This is a genomic window from Winogradskyella pulchriflava (genome assembly GCF_042434315.1).
GTDB classification, from domain to species: domain Bacteria; phylum Bacteroidota; class Bacteroidia; order Flavobacteriales; family Flavobacteriaceae; genus Winogradskyella; species Winogradskyella pulchriflava.
In genome coordinates this window covers 392,349-413,024 of sequence record NZ_JBHLTQ010000001.1, presented here as the reverse complement: position 1 = coordinate 413,024, position 20,676 = coordinate 392,349, and the positions used below count along the sequence as shown (strand labels likewise).

The 20,676-nt window shown below is 34.2% G+C and carries 15 protein-coding genes; 8 read left to right on the top strand and 7 right to left on the bottom strand.

The window, feature by feature from the left end:
- Positions 1-22: 22 nt before the first annotated feature.
- Complete coding sequence (locus tag ACFFGA_RS01775; protein ID WP_386058790.1) at positions 23-880, bottom strand: YicC/YloC family endoribonuclease; 858 nt, start codon at positions 878-880, stop codon at positions 23-25.
- A 132-nt stretch (positions 881-1,012) separates the two neighbouring features.
- Between ACFFGA_RS01775 and ACFFGA_RS01770 the strand changes: the two genes are divergently transcribed.
- Positions 1,013-1,492 (top strand): acyl-CoA thioesterase, encoded by a 480-nt coding sequence (locus tag ACFFGA_RS01770; RefSeq protein ID WP_386058787.1) that lies wholly within the window; start codon positions 1,013-1,015, stop codon positions 1,490-1,492.
- A 2-nt stretch (positions 1,493-1,494) separates the two neighbouring features.
- On the opposite strand, the gene ACFFGA_RS01765 is transcribed toward ACFFGA_RS01770, so the two are convergent.
- From ACFFGA_RS01765 to ACFFGA_RS01755, 3 genes are read right to left on the bottom strand one after another with little or no spacing between them, the layout of a single operon-like run.
- The gene (locus ACFFGA_RS01765; RefSeq protein ID WP_386058784.1) at positions 1,495-2,625 is read right to left on the bottom strand and encodes a hypothetical protein; all 1,131 of its coding nucleotides are present in this window, start codon (positions 2,623-2,625) and stop codon (positions 1,495-1,497) included.
- 1 nt (position 2,626) lies between these two features.
- Positions 2,627-3,520 carry a DMT family transporter gene (locus ACFFGA_RS01760; RefSeq protein ID WP_386058782.1) on the bottom strand — a complete coding sequence of 298 codons (894 nt, stop codon included), beginning with the start codon at positions 3,518-3,520 and terminating at the stop codon, positions 2,627-2,629.
- On the bottom strand, positions 3,510-3,866 hold the full coding sequence (locus ACFFGA_RS01755; protein ID WP_386058779.1) for an arsenate reductase family protein: 357 nt from the start codon (positions 3,864-3,866) through the stop codon (positions 3,510-3,512). Before ACFFGA_RS01755 ends, ACFFGA_RS01760 begins: the two co-directional genes overlap by 11 nt.
- A 104-nt stretch (positions 3,867-3,970) precedes the next feature.
- Here ACFFGA_RS01755 and ACFFGA_RS01750 point away from each other — a divergent pair, with 104 nt between their 5' ends.
- Positions 3,971-5,218: a cation:proton antiporter gene (locus tag ACFFGA_RS01750; RefSeq protein ID WP_386058776.1), complete on the top strand. Its 1,248-nt coding sequence runs from the start codon at positions 3,971-3,973 to the stop codon at positions 5,216-5,218.
- On the opposite strand, the gene ACFFGA_RS01745 is transcribed toward ACFFGA_RS01750, so the two are convergent.
- Positions 5,215-5,934, bottom strand: coding sequence for a PdaC/RsiV family protein (locus ACFFGA_RS01745; protein WP_386058773.1), 720 nt, complete (start codon positions 5,932-5,934; stop codon positions 5,215-5,217). The two genes, ACFFGA_RS01750 and ACFFGA_RS01745, sit on opposite strands and share 4 nt — an antisense overlap.
- A 244-nt stretch (positions 5,935-6,178) precedes the next feature.
- Here ACFFGA_RS01745 and ACFFGA_RS01740 point away from each other — a divergent pair, with 244 nt between their 5' ends.
- Complete coding sequence (locus ACFFGA_RS01740) at positions 6,179-7,318, top strand: cystathionine gamma-synthase (protein WP_386058769.1); 1,140 nt, start codon at positions 6,179-6,181, stop codon at positions 7,316-7,318.
- 57 nt (positions 7,319-7,375) lie between these two features.
- On the opposite strand, the gene ACFFGA_RS01735 is transcribed toward ACFFGA_RS01740, so the two are convergent.
- Entirely contained in the window at positions 7,376-8,167 is a 792-nt protein-coding gene (locus ACFFGA_RS01735) for a THC0290_0291 family protein (protein ID WP_386058767.1), read from the bottom strand.
- 235 nt (positions 8,168-8,402) lie between these two features.
- Between ACFFGA_RS01735 and gdhA the strand changes: the two genes are divergently transcribed.
- The 4 genes from gdhA to ACFFGA_RS01715 all read left to right on the top strand — a co-directional run bounded on the left by gdhA (position 8,403) and on the right by ACFFGA_RS01715 (position 15,436).
- Positions 8,403-9,746 (top strand): NADP-specific glutamate dehydrogenase, encoded by a 1,344-nt coding sequence (gene gdhA / locus ACFFGA_RS01730; protein ID WP_386058764.1) that lies wholly within the window; start codon positions 8,403-8,405, stop codon positions 9,744-9,746.
- Positions 9,747-9,869: 123 nt separating this feature from the next.
- Complete coding sequence (gene porZ / locus ACFFGA_RS01725) at positions 9,870-12,254, top strand: type IX secretion system anionic LPS delivery protein PorZ (RefSeq protein WP_446697943.1); 2,385 nt, start codon at positions 9,870-9,872, stop codon at positions 12,252-12,254.
- Positions 12,255-12,256: 2 nt separating this feature from the next.
- Positions 12,257-12,976, top strand: a complete 720-nt coding sequence (recO, locus tag ACFFGA_RS01720; protein WP_386058758.1) for a DNA repair protein RecO — start codon at positions 12,257-12,259, stop codon at positions 12,974-12,976.
- A gap of 30 nt (positions 12,977-13,006) precedes the next feature.
- On the top strand, positions 13,007-15,436 hold the full coding sequence (locus ACFFGA_RS01715; RefSeq protein ID WP_386058755.1) for a TonB-dependent receptor: 2,430 nt from the start codon (positions 13,007-13,009) through the stop codon (positions 15,434-15,436).
- Positions 15,437-15,482: 46 nt separating this feature from the next.
- Here the strand turns inward: ACFFGA_RS01715 and ACFFGA_RS01710 are convergent, their stop codons facing one another.
- Complete coding sequence (locus ACFFGA_RS01710; RefSeq protein WP_386058752.1) at positions 15,483-20,090, bottom strand: beta strand repeat-containing protein; 4,608 nt, start codon at positions 20,088-20,090, stop codon at positions 15,483-15,485.
- A 106-nt stretch (positions 20,091-20,196) separates the two neighbouring features.
- Between ACFFGA_RS01710 and ACFFGA_RS01705 the strand changes: the two genes are divergently transcribed.
- Positions 20,197-20,670 carry a regulatory protein RecX gene (locus ACFFGA_RS01705; protein WP_386058749.1) on the top strand — a complete coding sequence of 158 codons (474 nt, stop codon included), beginning with the start codon at positions 20,197-20,199 and terminating at the stop codon, positions 20,668-20,670.
- The last annotated feature ends 6 nt before the right edge of the window (positions 20,671-20,676 follow it).

Sequence of the window (20,676 nt, the reverse complement as noted above, 5' to 3'; positions counted from 1 at the left end):
TCTATGATTTACAGGTTAATAATTAAAGCACATTCAATAACTGTTCCTTAATTTTTTCGAGTTCATCTTTCATCTGTACCACCAATTTTTGCATAGGAGCATAATTGGATTTTGAACCAATAGTATTTATCTCTCTACCAATTTCTTGAGAAATAAAGCCTAACTTTTTACCGTTGGAATCATCAGAATTTAAAGCTTTTATGAAATAATCTAAGTGATTGTCTAGTCTTACCTTTTCTTCAGTTATATCAAACTTTTCAATATAATAGACCAACTCTTGTTCAAATCGGTTTTCATCTACTTTTTCTTTAATATCGGCAATGCCTTTTTCCAATCGAGCTCTTACACCATCAATACGATCAGGATCCATAGTAATGACCTCATTCAACAACCTTCTTAGGGTTGTAATTCTGTCTGAAAAATCTTGCTTTAGTATAGCTCCTTCATCTTGTCTGTAAGCAACAATTTTAGAAATGGCTTCATTAATTTCAGCGGCTATAAGACTCCATTCTTCTTCATCGATGTCATCACGTTCTGTAGTAACGGCATCAGGTAAACGGATGGCCATTTTTAATAACTCTGTAGTATCACCATCTACAACATCTTTCAGTTGTTTTATATATTCCTTAACTACAGTTTTATTAATTTTAGAACTGGTATCTTCTCCAGTAATTTCTACATATAAAGAAAAATCTACTTTTCCTCTTCCAAGATGTTTTGCAATGAGCTTTCTAATTTCTAATTCTTTTGCACGATACATGGATGGCATGCGAGCATTGAGGTCTAAACTCTTGCTATTGAGGGATTTTAATTCGATGGAAATTTTTTTGGTTGGGAGCTGTAATACAGATTTCCCATAACCCGTCATAGATTGTATCATTAATTTGATGCGATTAAAGTTGCGCAAAGGTACAAAAATGAATGTTTAACGCTCCATTTAAATAATTTGAAAAGTGTTGAACTTGGATATGATACTTTTATAACTTTGCACCTCTTATTTTAGATAAAATATATGTACAAAAAACAATTTGAAATCCGCTGGAGCGATGTGGATGCTAATGGTCATTTAGCTAATTCTGCCTATACTAATTTTATGAGCCACACACGTATGGCCTTTTTTGCTGAATATGGATTTTCTATGCCTGAAATTAAAAAGCATAATGTTGGTCCTGTGGTATTTTACGAGCATATGTATTATTTTAAAGAATCTTTTATAGGTACTCCAATTACAGTAACTGTTGAGATTTCTGGACTTAGTGAAGATGGTATGTTTTTTATGTTTGAACACAATTTCTATAATCATAAAGGCGAAAATTTAGCCTATTGCGAAATGCAAGGTGCTTGGATTGATTTAAGAACTAGAAAGTTATCAGGCTTACCAGCATCTTTATTGACTCTTGCTAACAAGTTTCCAAAGTCTGAAAGTTTTAAAGTATTGACTAAAGAAGATACGAGAAAACATGGAGTACGACCAAAGGCATTAGAAATGTAGTACTACTTAAATGGCTGATGTTGTTTAAAAGATTTTATCTGCACATTCTTTATAAATGGTTTTAAAACCTGATTAGGCAAATTCCGTTTGTGCTTACAGTAGCAGGTTAAAGTTTTTGGTTCAGCACCAAGAGTACTTTTAATTTCAGAAGCTGTTCTACCTAGATTAATTTGTTCAGATTGGTTTGCAATGCCAAGCCTTACGTAATCATTCAGAATTCTGGGATAAATAGCATATTCCTTATTATTAGAATAATCGATACCTATAAAATGTGCGTCTAAATGTGTTCCGTTTTGCATGGCAGAAAGGAAACCAACAAGTTTATCATTAAGAAAATATCCTTTTACGATAAACTTATCTTGATATGTTTTTTTAAGATGAACGTAAGTTTCTAGATTTAAGATTTGCGCATTAAAATCCGCATTATCAATGGTGTTTTGATACAGCTCTTGAAGTTCATTTTTATAGACTTTAATCGCGTCCTCGGTAAAGAATTTTGCTTCTAAAGCTTCACTTTTGGCATCTGCTCTATTGGCCTTTACTCTATATTTAGATTTTAAGGAGTTAATGTAATCATCAAAAGATTGCCATTGTGGTTTCAAGTAAATTATCATATTTGGCTCCACATGCATAGATGCATAATCAAATGATTTTAAATGATCAGTAATGTAAAGGGATTCATCTTCAAAATCCTTAACAAATATGGCGTGTAACTTTGTAGATTTATAGAGTTGTTTTACTGCGGTTGCAATAGCTCTAAAGGTTTCAACTTTATCCTCTCCATCTTTTAAAAAAGTACCGTATTCACCACTTAAAAACACATTGCCACAAAACAAAACTTTAATATGGTTGTTACAAAACATATTGTTAACCACATGTTTAATTTTGGACGACATTTTAATATTCTTGGTAATTGTTTTTACTCCAATGGTTACAATTTGAGTATAGGCAAAGGCTACCGCTTTATCATTTTTAAGAATAAAAATATAGCGAAATACGATGTCTTTATTGGCTAGTTCAAAAGCTTCTAAAAATTCAGGAGAATAGTAAATATTGGTACAGCAACCCACATTATCCCAATAGTTTTTAGGAATAGTGTTTACAGTTTTGAATATTTTAGAGGTTAATTGCAAATCAGGTTGCTTTTTTATGTTTTTTAGAAACTAGGTAAACACCTAAAAATATAATAAGCATAGCTGTTATTTTTATGGCATCTATAAAATCTACTCCCATAGCAAGTGCAAAAAGTCCGGCTATAACAGGTTGAAGATAAATAAATATACCAACAGTGGACGCTTTGAGCCTGTTTAATGCCAGGGGATTAAATAAATAAGTGCCAAATGTTGCGCCAATTACAACAAACAAAACTGAAAATGTTGTGTATGGCGTAAAGGTGTTCCATTCTACAGCTTTCAATTCTTCATACCCAAAAGGAATTAACATTAGCAAGCCAAATAAAAACAACCATTTTATAAAAGTAAAGGGATGGTACTTAGCTGTTAATTTTTTAATTAGGATAACATAAATACTATAGGAAATTGCATTTAAAAAAATGAGCAAATTTCCTAAAGGCACATTATCTCCTGCCCTAGCAGATTTACCGTAAATAGTTAATATTAAAGCCCCAATTAGCCCTAAAACAACACCGACAATTTTAAGAGATGTTACTTTTTCTTTTAAAATTAGAGATGATAATATTAAGATAATTATGGGAACAATTATCATTATAGAGGATGCATGGATTGGTGAGGTATATTCTAAACCTTTAAAGAAGAAAAGCATATTTATAGTCACACCAAATATGGCGGCCACAAAAAATTTAATAAAGTCTTTTTTGTCTATTTTTTGTTTAGGTAAAAAGAGACTCATTATCCAAAATAATAATGTAGCTCCAGCAACACGTAGCAATACAAAGCCAAAGGGTTTAATGTAATTTTCGTTCATTACGGCTTTGGCAATGGTATAGTTAAGTCCGTATAAAAGTTGCACCATAAAAAGTGCAAAAATGGCAAAGCTTCTACTGTTCATGTATGGCTTGTTTTACGGCTTCTACAGTTTTTTTAGAATTACCTATAAAGATTTGATTATTAAATAGTATTACCGGACGCTTTAAAAAAGTGTAATGTTCTAAAATGTAATTTTTATAATCATTATCAGAAAGTGATTTATCTTTTAAATTTAATTCTTTATACAATCTAGCACGTTTACTAAATAAGCTCTCGTAACTCTCCGAGAGCGCTCTCATAGTTTCAATTTGTTGTTCTGTAATTGGCTCAGTTCTTATATCTTGAAGTTTAAAATCATCAGGTAAATTAAGGTCGTTAATAATACGTTTGCAAGTATCACAAGTACTTAAATAGTATATTTTTTTCATATTATAAGTTTTCAAAGTACAAAGAAACCTATTTCGTTTTAAAAAGAATTACATTTAATAAATAATCGCATTATTATATTTTTGCAGCACAGAAACGCCTTACTATGGAATATTACTCAATTGCAACAATCCTAATTGTTTTATCTGCAGCCTTTGGCTATATAAACGTGAAATTTTTAAAACTACCAATAACCATAGGTTTAATGGTAATTACAATTGTGTTTACGGTAGTTTTGGTAGGTATTGGGCAGTTTGATGATACATTATTGTTAAAAGAAAAAGCATTTATTACAAGTATCGATTTTAAAACAGTTCTTCTGGATATCATGCTAAGTTTTTTGCTGTTTGCAGGTGCGCTTCATACTAATTTCAACCAGCTAAAAGTGCAACGTTGGCCAATATTGGCATTTGCCACATTTGGTGTATTGGTTTCAACCTTTTTAGTAGGAGGCATTATGTTCTATTTGTTACAGTTGATGGATTTAAATGTAGAATTTATCTACTGTTTATTGTTTGGTGCTTTAATCTCACCAACAGACCCAATTGCGGTACTTGGTATTTTGAAAAAGGCTGGTGCTCCAAAAAAATTGGAGACAAAAATTGTTGGCGAATCCCTATTCAATGATGGAGTAGGAGTAGTCGTGTTCTTAACCATATTTGCTATTGCAGCCAAACCAGGAGTAGCTGTTGAGTTTTCAGATATAGCAACGCTCTTTGGGCAAGAAGTTATAGGAGGTATTGTTTTAGGTTTATTGCTAGGTTGGATTACCTATAAGCTCATGAAATCTATAGACAACTATGAAGTAGAAGTGATATTAACATTAGCAACCGTTATGGGTGGTACCATGCTAGCACACGAATTTCATTTGTCTGCACCACTGGCTATGGTTACAGCCGGACTAATAGTTGGTAACGATACCGTAAGAAACACAGCTATGTCTGAAACTACAGAAACTTACGTAGATAAGTTTTGGGAACTTATAGATGTACTGTTAAACACTATTTTGTTTGTAATGATTGGTATGGAAATGTTGGTCTTAACTTTAGAAGGAAAGTATATTTATGCAGGTCTTTTGGCAATTCCAATAATTTTAATGTGTCGCTACATTTCTCTTTGGATACCTATAAAGTTCTTTGCAAAACGACTGGATTTTGTTCCAAAAACAAACCTTATAATGACTTGGGGAGGTTTGCGAGGAGGTATTTCAATTGCATTGGCTCTAAGTCTAACAAAAGATATGCATAGAGAATTGTTTTTAGTCATAACCTACATTGTCGTTGTGGTATCTATTGTAGGGCAAGGCTTAACCGTAGAACCTATAATTAAAAGGTTAACCAGAAAAATAGATTAGTGTACTAAAAGATGAGATTCGGCTTCGCTAAACGGAATCACAAATTCTGTATAACCTTGGTCATAAGAAGCGATTTCGTAAACATTGTAAAGCAATACTAAGCCATCATCACTAAAACCGATATTTTCAGGTAACTGAAACGGTTTTCCAAAGAAAAGTGCTTCAGTATTTAAAGCATCATCTTTATTGTTTAATGACTTTAAGAAATGGGATTTTGCTAGTTTTTTAAAAGCATCAATGTTTTTAATTATATCACTTCTTCCCAAGACGTTTCCGGTTTTTGCATCTAAGTTTAAGAATTTAATTTTATCATTGCCATGTGCACCACCTTTAAACTCATATGTGTTTATGGCTATGGTGATAATAGCTTCAGATTGATAAATTTTTTCGGTTTCAATATGAAGTTCCCAAACCGAATCAGCTTCATCAGGAAATTCACTTTTAAATTTCACATATTCCGAATTAAAATCACTTAAAACAGAATCTAGATTTGTTTTTTTTGCCGCATCACTAAGTGTTGTAATTATGCCTTTTTCAATATTAAAGTTAATCGTTTCGCTCAATTCGTCATTGCCAACAGCATTGTCATAAGTAGCAGAAATTTCAGCTTCATATGCAGTATCTACAGAAGTAGTTTTAAAGCTAGCAGGCTTAAATTCTGAATTACAAGAATTCAATAAGCATAAAAAAACGAAAAAGATAAGTGACTGCTTCAAGGGTTAAGGGGTTTTAGTTAAACATAATATAAAGGTATTGCATAGATTTGAATAGAACGAATTATAAATTAAATTTGTTGTACTTAAATAGCCTATTTGCGTTAAATTAAAATGCACATTTCATTAAAGGCAGTTTAGTAAAATTAAAGTATGAAAGTCCAAAATGGGCATTTGGCAGGCCATGGCCAATACCACCAAAATAATTAAATTACTAACTAACAGATTGTTGCAAAAAATTAAATAGATGAAATTTAATACAAAAACAATACATGGAGGCCAAAAGCATGATCCTGCTTATGGCTCTGTAATGCCACCAATTTACCAAACATCAACTTATGCGCAATCCACACCGGGAGGTCATAAAGGCTATGAATATTCTAGAACACATAATCCAACACGCCATGCCTTAGAGAACGCTTTTGCAAGTATAGAAAATGGCACTTACGGTTTGGCATTTGGTTCTGGTTTGGCGGCTATAGATGCGGTTTTAAAATTACTGCAACCTGGTGACGAAGTGGTGTCAACCAACGATTTATATGGTGGCTCTTACCGCTTGTTTACAAAGATTTACGAAAATTTTGGTATTAAATTTCATTTTATTGGCATGGGAAATGCTAAAAATATTGAAGAATATATAACGCCAGACACAAAATTGATTTGGGTAGAAACTCCAACAAACCCAATGATGAATATTATAGATATAGTTGCGGTTTCAAAGATTGCTAAAAAGAACGATGTTCTATTGGCGGTCGATAATACTTTTGCCACCCCTTATTTACAAAGACCATTAGATTTGGGTGCAGATATTGTAATGCATTCAGCTACAAAATACCTTGGCGGCCATAGTGATGTGGTTATGGGAGCACTTGCGGTTAAAGATGAAAAATTAGCAGAAAAACTTTATTTTATTCAAAATGCTAGTGGTGCCGTTTGTGGTCCACAAGATTCATTTTTAGTGTTAAGAGGTATCAAAACTTTGCATATACGTATGCAGCGCCATTGCGAAAATGGTAGAGCTGTTGCAGAGTATCTAAATACTCATACTAAAATTGAAAATGTTTATTGGCCTGGTTTTAAAAGTCATCCTAACCATGAAATAGCAAAATCTCAAATGCACGATTTTGGAGGTATGGTGTCTTTTACTACAAAAGGAAATAATTACCAAGAAGCGATAAGGATTGTAGAAAATTTAAAGGTTTTTACACTAGCCGAATCTCTTGGAGGTGTAGAGTCGCTAGCAGGACATCCAGCAAGTATGACGCATGCAAGTATTCCAAAAGAAGAACGTGAAAAAACAGGTGTTGTAGACTCCTTAATAAGGCTTAGCGTAGGTATTGAAGATGAGGAGGATTTAATTGCAGATTTAAAGCAAGCTATAGGTTAATTAAAACAAAAAAGACCAAATCACGTGATTTGGTCTTTTTTGTATGTATTAGTTATTTTAATCTAAATAATAAATGTAGCCAAAGTTGAGCCATAGATTCCAATCATTATTTTTATTGGAAGGTAGTTTGTGGTTTAGTCCATCAACAAAATCATCAAAATAATATTGCCATCTTAATTCTACAAACAGGTCAGAAAGTATGGTTAATTTATAACGCGTACCTATACTTGCCACAACAGACCAAGTAGAGCCAGATTCATCACTTACAAAAGGGTCTCCCTCAGAGGCAGCATCCCAAAAACTATAAAAATTATCATTATCTAAGATATTACCATTTCCATAAGAAGTGGCAACTGAAGGGTTATAGGAAACATAATGTGCTCCAAGGGCAGCAAATGGCGCAAATGAGTACGCACCAGCAGAAAAAGCTCTAATACTTTTAGGGAAATACTCTAATTGCATACCAATATCCCAATTTTGAGCTTCACCTGTGTGTGCTCTTAGACGATCTGCATTATTACTGGTTCTAGAATCATCTACCCATTTACCAAAATGTTCTAGTTTTGTTTTATTCCATGCTATTTCAGATCGTATTTTAAAATGGTCATTAAAATAAGTATCTGTTGTATAACAGTTACAATCTGCACGATATGCAAAATTTATATAATGAACAATGCCTAGTGCAACACCTGTATTCCCAGCATTTGTTTCAAAATCTCTTCTTACACCAAAATCGGATTGAAAAGCAACAGCACCAACAAAAGCGCCAATTTCATGAGAGAAGCCCAATTGAGCTTGCGATGTTTGCATTGTAAGTATAAATACAAGCAAAAGGAACAGTTTTTTCATGTGTATTGCCATATAACTTTCATGGTATTGTTATAGTTATCAAGCAAATATATAAAAACTCGATAAACTACCAAATAAAACGGATAAAATGCATAAATCTTATTAGGGAGAAGAAATTGATTACAATTCTTAAAGATTGAAAAAATAATTGAGAATATAAAAAAAATAAGGTGTTATTTTTAAAGATACCGTATCTTTGCGCCTATTAAATCACAATTTCTTAACAATTTTTTATATGAAAGATAAAATTGAAGCTTTTTTGGAACTTGTAGAAAAGCGTAATGGACACGAGCCAGAATTTTTACAAGCAGTTCGTGAAGTTGCTGAAACCGTAATTCCTTATATCGTTGAGCATGATATTTATCATGGAAAGAACTTACTCTTAAGAATGGTTGAACCAGAAAGATTAATCTCTTTTAGAGTATGCTGGGTAGATGATTCTGGAGAAATACAGGTTAACAGAGGGTACAGAATACAAATGAATTCTGCCATTGGCCCATACAAAGGAGGTATACGTTTTCATCCTACAGTAAACGCAAGTATTCTTAAATTTTTAGCTTTTGAACAAGTGTTTAAGAACAGTCTAACTACACTTCCTATGGGTGGAGGTAAAGGCGGATCTGATTTTGATCCAAAAGGTAAATCTGATAATGAAATTATGCGCTTTTGCCATGCTTTTATGACAGAATTATACAGACATATTGGGCATAATACAGATGTACCTGCTGGTGATATTGGTGTGGGAGCAAGAGAAATAGGATTTATGTTTGGGATGTATAAGAAGTTAAACAATACATTTACGGGTGTTTTAACAGGAAAAGGGCAATCTTGGGGAGGATCTTTAATTAGACCTGAAGCTACAGGATACGGTAACGTGTACTTTGCCGAAAACATGTTAAAAACTAAGAATGATTCTTTTAAAGGTAAAAGAGTTGTTATTTCTGGTTCTGGTAATGTAGCTCAATATGCTGCAGAAAAAGCAATAGAATTAGGTGCAACTGTATTAACCTTATCAGATTCTGGTGGCTATATTTTAGATGAGGATGGAATAGATACCGAAAAGCTAAAATTTGTAATGGATCTTAAAAATATTAAGAGAGGTCGCATAAGCGAATATGTAGATAAATATCCTAATGCTAAATATGTTGCTGGTGAAAGACCTTGGTCAGTGGTATGCGATATAGCATTGCCTTGTGCAACTCAAAACGAGCTTAATGGTGAGGAAGCAAAACAATTAATTAAAAATGGTTGTATGTGTGTTTCTGAAGGAGCTAATATGCCATCAACTCCAGAAGCCGTACACGAGTTTCAAAAGGCAAAAATATTATTTGCGCCTGGTAAAGCATCTAATGCTGGTGGTGTTGCTACTTCTGGTTTAGAAATGAGTCAGAACTCACTTCGTTTAAGCTGGACAAGAAAAGAAGTTGATGAAAAACTTAAGGATATTATGGAAGACATCCATGATTCTTGTGTTAAATACGGGAAAAATGATGATGGGTCTATAGATTACATAAGAGGTGCAAACATTGCAGGCTTCGTTAAAGTTGCTGATGCTATGTTAGCCCAAGGAGTAGTTTAAGTTTAATAATAACTACAATATAGATAAGCTTCCGTGTAATCACGGAAGCTTTTTTATGACATAATATATGATAAACACTATATTATCGTTACTATTAAATATATTTGGACAAATTAATTTATAATGCATAAAACGGTTTTAAAAATCTTTCTCTTAGTAGTTTGTTTGTCTACTAAAAGTCATTGCCAAGATTTTTCAACGCTATGGCAAGGGCATTATTCTTACAATGATATCGTAGATGTTGTAAGTGGTGGTGATAAAATTTATGCAGCTGCACAAAATGCGGTTTTTGAGTATGATGTATTAACCGAAGAATTAAAGACCATCACAACAGTCGAAGGGCTATCTGGAGAACAGATTACTACTATAGCTTATAGCGAAATCTACCAATACTTACTTATTGGGTATGAAACAGGGTTGATAGAGGTTTATTCTGAAACAGACAACTCCTTACTATCGGTAGTAGATATTATCGAAAAAGAAAATATCACACCTGTAAATAAAAGAATTAATCACTTTTACGAACACGAAGGCTTAATATATATATCAACAGATTACGGTATTTCGGTATATGACTTAGACCGATTAGAATTTGGCGACACCTATTTTTTAGGGAATGGTGGATCTCAAATCACGGTAAGTCAAGTTTCGATTTTAAATGATGAAATTTTTGCAGCATGCTTAAATAGCAATGGTATAAAAAAGGCTAACTTAAACAATCCTAATTTAATAGATTTTTCACAATGGCAAACCGTTATTGCTGGCGATTACCACACTATTAATACATTAAATAATAAAATCTATTCGGTTAGATCTAATAGAGTTCTTTACGAAATAGATGGAGCTTCAACTAGTACATTACTCACTTTTCCTATACTTCCTACAGATACTGAAGTTGCAGAAACTAATCTAATAGTTTCTACAATCGACATCGTATATGTATATAATACAAATATTCAATTGGTCAACACTTTTCAGCCTAATGAAGAATTTGATACTAGTTTTACTTCTGCTACGCAAGTGAACGATTTTATTTACATAGGCACCAATGATTTTGGTATCCTAAGGAGCTCAATTAATGATAATTCAAGCTTTGTAGAGATTAAGCCAAACGGCCCATTGTTTAATGAAACATTCAGGCTAAATGCAGAAACAGAAGTGGTTTGGGCAAGTTTTGGAGACTACTCAGAATCTTTAAATCCTGCACCTTTTAGAAGTAGAGGCATAAGCTATCTTATAGATGATTTATGGGAAAGTATTCCTTATGACAGTGTTCTAGGTGCTCGTAATCTCTCTGAAATTTCGATTAATCCATTTAATCCTAATCAGGTTTTTATAAGCTCTTTTCAAGACGGTATTTTGGAGATAAACGATTTCGAGCCAACAATTTTGTATAACCAAAATAATAGTGGACTAGAGTCTTTAGTTGTTCCTGGCGCACCAAATTTTGTAAGCATAAGAGTTTCTGCTTCAACTTTTGATAGAAATGGTGTACTATGGTCATTAACTTCTCGGGCGCCAAACCCGTTAAAGTCTTATGACCCAAACTCTGGTAGTTGGGTAGGACACGATTTTTCTGCCTTTATAGAAGATCCGTTGTCTGATGAATTTGGTTTTTTTGATGTGGCTATAGACAATAATGGAACCAAGTGGATTGGTGGTTATTCTAATGGGTTGTATGCTTACAATGAAAATATTGCATCAAACCCATTGAGAAACATAAGGTCAGAAGAACAAAACTTACCTTTTCCTAGAGTGACTTCCTTAGAGGTTGATAATAGAAATCAGCTTTGGATTGGTACATTCTCAGGGTTAAGAGTATTGTTTAATACATCTGGTTTTTATGATGACCCTAACCCAACACTTAGCTCAATAATAATCTTAGAAGATGGCATTCCAAAAGAATTGCTAGAAGGACAATCCATCACTGATATTGAAGCAGATGGCTCAAATAATAAATGGGTTGGTACAGTTGATTCTGGAGTGTTTTACTTTTCACCAGATGGGCAAAATACCATTTATCATTTTACAAGTGATAATTCGCCATTACCATCAAACCGAATAAATGATATTTCCATAGATCCAAATAATGGTATAGTCTATATCGCCACAACAAAAGGACTGCTTTCGTTTAGGGCTGGTGGCTCTAAACCAGAGGATACACTTGAGAATGCTTTTGTTTATCCAAACCCAGTACGTCCAGAATATAATTTGCTTGGTTTTAATGACCTTAATGATGTTAATAAAGGCGTTAAAATTAGTGGACTTACTGATAGTGTGAATATCAAGATTACAGACATCGAAGGTAATTTGGTGGCTGAGGCACAGTCTAACGTTAACTTAAGAACCTCTAATGCCAATTATAATTTCGCTATAGATGGTGGTACGGCCGTTTGGAATGGTAAAAACCTCGCCAACTCCGTTGTAAGAACAGGTGTGTACTTGGTGATGATTTCAGATTTAGATTCCTTTGAAACCAAAGTTCTTAAGGTTCTTATAGTTAGATAAGCATGCTTACAAAAAACAATAGCATTGTTCTTTCAAAATTAAAATATAGAGAATACGATCTTATTGTAAAATGCTACACCCAAAACCGTGGTATTGTCAGTTATATATTAAGAGGTGTTCTTAAATCTAAAAAAAGTCAGACAAAAACAGTTTACTTTCAAGCCTTGTCACAACTTCAGATAGAAGAAAACTTTAAGCCTAACCAGTCACTTCATTCCATAAAAGAAGTAAAGCTAAATTATATTTACAAAAGCCTTCACACTAATATTTTCAAAAGTGCTATTGTTTTGTTTTTATCCGAAATTCTTTCAAACGTACTAAAAGAGGAAGAAAAAAATGAAGACTTATACCACTTTATTGAAGCCACTTTACAATATTTAGACAACGAAGAGCACTTCGCTAATTTTCATCTACTGTTCCTTTTAAAGTTAACACGTTATTTAGGATTTCAGCCAGAAAACTTAAATAAAAACTATGACTATTTTAATCTTGAATCCGGAATTTTTGAAGCCTCAAACAATGGTATTTACTCTATTTCAGGAGAAAATTTAACACTACTAAAACAGCTGTTGGGCATAAATTTTGATGCGTTATCTACTGTAAAAATTAATGCAAAACAAAGACAAGAGTTTTTAAATATGTTATTGTTTTATTTTGAATTACATTTGAGCGGCTTTAAAAAACCAAAATCATTAAAAGTACTTAATGACGTGTTTCATTAGGTAAATTTTCACGAAAAGATTATAATAAAAATGCATATAAAAGTGAGGTGCTATATCATCTTTTGTTTTTTTTTATTCCTGTTTGTTCAACATACTTTTTCACAGACTATAACGGTTTTAGAAGAAGGCACAAATGAACCCATTCCTGGAGTGGCTTTATATAATTTAAGAAAAACCAAGGCGCTTGCCACCGATATTAATGGAAATGCCAGCCTTGAAGTTTTTAATAACAATGAAACAATTTACTTTCAGAGTATGTTGTATCAAAAACTTCAATTAAAAAAGTCTGAAATTGCCAACGCCAACAACATCATTTACTTAACGCTTAAGGTTGAAGATTTAAATCAAATTGTAATATCGGCCTCTAAATTTGAACAGAGTAAACAAGACATTCCGCAATCTATAGTAAGTATCAGTGCTAATGATATTACTGTTGCTAATCCACAAACGAGTGCAGATGTTTTAGAGAATACAGGCAATATCTATATCCAAAAAAGTCAATTAGGAGGAGGAAGTCCTATGATTAGAGGGTTTTCTACAAACAGGCTTTTAATTTCGGTTGATGGTGTACGAATGAATAATGCCATTTTTAGAGGTGGTAACCTCCAGAATGTCATTTCTATAGATCCGTTTGCAATAAAAAATACCGAAGTTACTTTAGGCGCTGGTTCCGTAGTGTATGGTAGTGATGCCATTGGTGGTGTAATGAGTTTTTATACCAAAAAACCACAATTATCATATAAAGACAATTTGTTTTTAACTGGTAATGCCGTAGTGAGATATGCAAGTGCCAATGAAGAAAAAACAGGACATATTGATGTCAATTTAGGCTATAAAAAATGGGCTTTTTTAACCAGTGCTAGTTATACGGATTTTAATGATTTAAGAATGGGAAGCAATGGTCCAACAGATTATTTAAGACCAGAATATGTGGTAAGAGAAAACGGAGAAGATGTTATAGTAGCCAATCCTGATCCCTTGGTACAAGCACCAACGGGTTACGACCAAATTAACCTGATGCAAAAAGTAAGGTACGAGCCATCAGATAACTTAAACTTTGATTTAGGACTCTATTATTCTACTACTTCAGATTATTCCAGATACGATAGGTTAATACGTTATAGAGGTGATGAATTGCGCTCAGCCGAATGGAATTACGGACCACAAGAATGGTTTATGGGAAATTTTCAATTTACAAAACTGAGCAGTAGCTCTAATTTGTATGACAAACTGCAAACCACCATAGCCTATCAAAATTTTAAAGAGAGTAGAGAGGATAGAGACTTTCAATCGTCAATAAGAGCGGTTAGGGCAGAGTCCGTAGATGCGGTTTCATTTAATTTGGACTTAGAAAAAGACCTAAGTGAAAAAACCAACTTGTTTTATGGTTTAGAATATTTGCATAATACGGTAAATTCTGATGGTCATGATGAGAATATTGATACCAATGAAAATACGGCAACTGTTTCGCGATATCCAGATGGCGCAACATGGCAATCGTTAGCTGCTTATGCCAGTTTAAAGTACAAACCTAATCCTAAATTTATATTTCAATCTGGTCTTAGGTTTAATCAGGTTATTGCTAAAGCCGATTTTACTGCTAACAATGAATTTTTAAACCTTCCTTTTGATAAGGCTGAGGTTAATACAGGTGCATTAACAGGTACTGCTGGTTTTACATGGTCACCAAGCAATTTAATACAATGGAGATTAAACGCCTCAACAGCATTTAGGGCACCAAATATTGATGATATTGGTAAGGTGTTTGATAGTGAGCCAGGCTCTGTTGTAGTGCCTAATAAAGACCTTAAAGCTGAATATGCTTACAGTGGAGAATTAGGCTTAAAACTAAATTTTGAAAACAAAGTTATTTTTGACCTGGCCACCTATTACACCTTTTTAGATAATGCATTAATACGAAGAGATTTCTCAATAAATGGCGAAACAGAAATTGTTTACGATGGTGAGTTAAGTAATGTACAAGCCATACAAAATGCATCTAAAGCCTGGATTTATGGTTTTGAAGCTGGTGTTGAGGTTAATTTCTCTGAGCAATTAAAACTACGCTCACAATACAATATTATAGGTGGTAAAGAAGATAATGAAGGTGTAGAAGAACCTGTAAGACACGTGGCGCCAAATTTTGGTAGAACACATCTTATCTGGAAAAACGAAAAACTCTTATTAGATGCGTTTTTAGTGTATAACAACGAGCTATCGTATAATCAATTAGCACCTTCTGAAGCTGAAAAAGATTATATCTATGCATTAGATAGTGATGGCAATCCGTATGCACCATCTTGGCATACAATTAATTTTAGAACACAATACAACTGGAACGATAATCTAAGCATAACCGCAAGTTTAGAGAATGTTACAGACCAACGCTACAGACCATATTCATCTGGTATTGCAGCAGCAGGCAGAAATCTAATTTTATCCTTAAAATACACCTTATAAAAAAAGCCTCAATTAAGAGGCTTTTTTTATATATGCTAATTTTAGTTTACTTGCGTTTAATAGCTTTTTTACTAATAGTTTGGCCATTAGATAAAGTTACTTTAGCAATATAAGGCGCTTTGCTTAGTTTAGATAAAGTATAGACTTCAGTAGCGTTGTTACCTTTTAAGCTATAGATACGTCTGCCTAAAACATCCAAAATTTCTACATTGATGATGGTGTGATTTTCACCCACGCTAAACTGAACATCTCCATTAGGCAATTCAATAATAGTTAAATCATTATTACCTGCTTGGTGATCGTCAATAGACAATGCTTGTGGTGTAAACACAATTTCAAAACGGTCGTTGAACTCGCCAACTTCAGAGTTAAATGTGTATGGAGCCTGAGTGATATTGAAAACCACATTGAGTAGGTTGTCTTTAATGTATATTGCCTGATTATCATTAGCAAATAATCCATCAACCGCATTAATTGCAATTGTATAATTTCCTGCTGTGGTAGCATTATAACCTACAGGAACAACATCTTCATCAGAAAAAGGAAGCGCTCTACCTTGTATTAAATAATCGTTTTCATTTAAAATGGAATAGAAGCGTTGTTCAGCTTCATTTCCTGTCCATTTGGCATCATACAAGCGATCTTCGCCCATTGTTGCGTTAGAGACATAGCCAATTACAATTCTATCAGCAGTATCAGCATCACTTAGCGCAAAATCTAACCATATTCTATGCTTTTCCTCAGAAAGCGGTCTTAAGAAATTAGAATTATCATAATCGCGCTGTCTCATTGAATTGGTAAATGCAATTGGTAGTGTTGTTGAAGCTGCTCCATTAATGGTATTTACCATAAAGCTTTGTCCTGAAGCAATATACCCATCAAAACAAACGGTTGCATCATTAGGGCTACACGTTGTTGCTGTTCCGTTAGCAGTTATGTAGTCGTCCTCATCATAATTAAAACCACTATTGTTTTCATAAAATGGATCTGGCTCTGAGCCTAAAGGCGGAGCTCCATGTGTCCATAGATTTACATAACCATCTAGATTGGTGTTTGCAGTTAAAAATGCCATTGCAGATATTGCAGATGGATATGGGTTACCAACCAAATTCCAATCGTCGTTATCGCTTCCTGCATCTGTACCTCTAGATAAGTTTAGATTAACATCACCATTATTAGGAACACCATTTTCAAAAACAGTTTCATCTAGTGTTACTGAGGCATAAGCAGGTGCTCTAGAAATATAGCCTTTCCCTTCTGCCATTATGGTATTGGCTGCTGGTACCCAATAGCCTTGGCCAGAACCTCCAAACGGAGTGTTGTCCATAGTTGGATCCCACTCATAGATATAACCATCTGAAGAGGTAAATAAATCATCTGTATTAAAGCCAGAAACTGGTGAAGACCAATACACATAATCATATGTTTTAACGTACGAATTACGTTTCATTGTAAGGTTACCAACATTAGTAACATCGTTTACTTGGGTTAGTGACGCACTATCTTCTAATGTAAAAGTACCTTGATTTGTAACAATATTACCAACATGTACATATTGACCTGACTGAACATTTAAAGATCTGCCAGAGTTAATAGTTAAATTGCCATCCATATAAAATGTTCTGTCAGTATTACTAATATCAAAATCATTATCTAAAACAACATTATAAAACACTTCAGATTCAAATGGAGGAGGAGGGAATGGTATTGTCCCACCATAAGTAATACTTTGAATTGCTGTACCATTAAAAATTACTGTTCCGTTACCTTCATCAAAGGCAGTTTCTCCAGGTATGTTAGTCCAATTTCCACTTATAAATAGCTGACCATCACTTGTACCACTATTACCATCATCCATGTCTAAAGCACCATTGGTATCGATGTATAAATTTCCATGCACTTCTAGAATGTTATTAATATCACCAGATATTTCAACTTTATCACCAGTAATAGTTAAGTTTCTAGCTTTGGCAATATTGCCATAATCATCAGCATAGGTAGCTGTAGCATCTACATTAGCAAAATTGTTATATGTAGGATGGTCTTCAATTAAAACATCGACAGTTTCGTCTGGAACTGTAAAAGTATCCCAGTTAGCACAATCAAACCAATTGGTGTCTTTCCGTCCAATCCACTTTCCATTGGTGTAGGTAGAGGTTGCAATTGTCATTGCTGGGCAAGAAGTGTTGCCAATATAGTCGTAACCTCCAGCAGCATATAAAGCATTGTTAGTATAAGTATCCCAATTAGAAGTGTCGTTAATTAATGCAATCCAATCAATTCTACCATTTGTTGCAGTTGAAAAGTCAGGATTAACAGGGTCATTAAATTTTACAAAACCAGGTCCTGTAGGAGCTACCGTGTTAAAACAATCTAATCCAGGATAAATGGTTGACCACCTTGTGCTTTCAGCACTACCTCCTGGTGCTGTGTTCCAACCACTTTCTGTCCATCCATAAAGCACATTACCACCTGTATATGTACTAGCGTGTCCTGTGTCATTTACCCATACACCTCCTTGCATTATCCAGATATCATCATCAGAATTTAAGTTAAACCCTGAACCACCTGCCAAAACAGACTTTGTCCAATTAGTGTCAACCGAGCCACACGTATATATATCAAAGTGACTACCGCTTGTAGTATTACCATTATTACCTTGAAAAACGATAACAGTACCTTTAGCAAGCGTAGTTCCTGTTCTTGTGATTTCTATAACACCTTCAGTTCCTCCCCATAATCCGGCAAACTCTCTTTCATATCCATTATCTGTTAAATAGAATGTAGTTCCAGGCAAAATGTCTTGAAAACAAACAAATGCAACTTGGTCAGATCCATTACCATCATCAATATTTACATTAACCGCTAATATGGCTAAATCACCTGGAAGTAGAGTGGTAGTGTTGGTAATATCAAATGGACTACTAACAGCAATACTTAAACCTGTTATTGAAGCGGTAAGTATTCTGTTTGTGTCTGTAGCTGTATGTACGATACTTGTAAAAACAGCTTGTCCAGAAGTCATTGTTGCGGATAGTGGGTCGCCAGTCATGGTACCTGTGCTCGTTAAGCTTACGGTACCTGCAAAATCTGTATCTATATTACCACAAGAATCTGTAGCCGAAACAATAACATCATTCATTGGTGAATTTACACCAGTAGATGTTGGGCCTGCAGTATAAATAAGTTGAGACGCTAAAATTTCAATTACGTTTTGACCATTGGTTGATGTTATTGCAGGAAATGATGCTTTACCAGAACCAGTAGGCGAAAAAGTAGTATTGGCATTACTTAATGAAAACCCAAAATCTTCATTGTCAAAAGCATCAGCACCTAAAGGACATTGTAATGATAACCTCACGGTTAATGTTGTTTGGGTGTCATCAGCAACAACCACGTTCATTCCTGTAAATTGTATCTGGTTTGCTGTTACAGTTCCTGTTGCCACACGTGTAGTACCATTGAATAAAGCAATAGTTTCTATAGCATCAGTCCAAGTAGTCACTTGGTTTCCGGCTGCTTGGGCAAAGGTTAAATCGGTTAGTATGGTATCTAAATTATCTGCATCTGGAGCAGAAGCACCACCATCTCTTACCGTAATTTGCCATACTTGTACACCTTGCGTTGAGGTTAATGGCGCAGGATTATTAACCGTACTTGAAATTGTTGCAGCTTCTGAAGCTGCAACGGCTATAATATCAGAGTTGTTAGAACCTGTAACCTCACCATCTAAGGTTATACTATCGCTTGATGCTCCTGTACTTGTGCCAGTAACATCTCCTGAATAGGTTCCTATGCTTAAACCACCTTGCATTCTTACATAAACCGTTGTAGAACTCAAAGTGCCTAAAGACGGAGTAAGTACTAAACTAGTGCTGTAAGGACCTCCAGAGGTTAATGAAATTTCAAAATTACCTGTAACCGTTAACGTTACTATACCTGTGAGTAAAGTACCTTCAACCGTAAATGTTTGTTCTGCGGAAGCACCTGCTCCAACAAATGCGCTAAATCCTGATAATGAAGCCGGATTGATTGTTATTGCTGGAGTAGGAGTAGAGCAACTGGCTGGTGCATCACCAAAACCTGTCATAGTAGAACCAATGGCTATTTGGTCAAAACGAACACTTGGGTCTGTCCAACCATCGGTATCTCCATCGCAAATGGCATTTTTAATTTGAAGATTATTATCTTGTGTAGAAACGCCACTTCCAGTCCATGCTGACCCTGGATCTGTGCCACAAAGCCCAAACATATCTTGAATCGTTCCTCCTAAAGTAACTGTTAAGGCATCATCACCATTAAAAGCTATACTATTGTTGACAAATACACCACTTAAGTTTGTGCCGTTGGCTGTAGCATAATCTGTTAGTTCCGATGTTCCAATTACCCAAACCTCGTCTGTAGCTAATGTTCCACTTGTAATATTAGCAATTGAAGTAGTACACGGAACTCCATTAGTACCTTGAAAAACTTCTAAATTATTAGCTGGTGTAAAAGTTATTGGAGCACCAGAAACGTTAAAAATTTCTATTCCTTTTGGAGTTGTACCTGTATTTGTTTCAGTATACTGACTAATTATAACATCAGATTGTCCATAACCAGACATGACAAAGCATAGGAAAGCAAGAAAGATAAGGGAGTAATTCTTTTTCATAGGGATTAAATTAACTATTAACCAGTTACAAAGATAATTTAAAATCATTGCAACTCAGGACTTTGTAAGATACTAAATTATTAACAAAAAGTTATACTTTCGCTAAATGAACCCACAAAAAACCTATACTGTCGATGAAGCGCAAAAAATGCTCGAGAATTATTGCGCTTACCAAGAACGCTGCCATAAGGAGGTAAAGGAAAAATTAAGGGAAATGAAAATGATTCCTGAAGCTGTTGATAAAATTATAGTGCACCTTATCCAAAACAACTATCTCAACGAAGAACGCTTTGCCAAAGCTTTTGTGCGTGGTAAATTCAGAATAAAAAAATGGGGCAAAAATCGTTTGGTAAGAGAGTTAAAATTCAGGGAAATCTCTAAGTATAGTATAGAAAGTGCCTTAAAGGAAATTAACGATGAAGATTATTATAAAACCCTTGATGAGCTGGTAGAAAAACGAATACAACAGGTAAAAGAAACCAATAGCTATAAAAAGAAGAAAAAAGTAGCCGATTATTTATTGTACAGAGGTTGGGAAAGCCACTTGGTGTACGAAAAAATAAATGCCTCTATTAAATGAAAAACC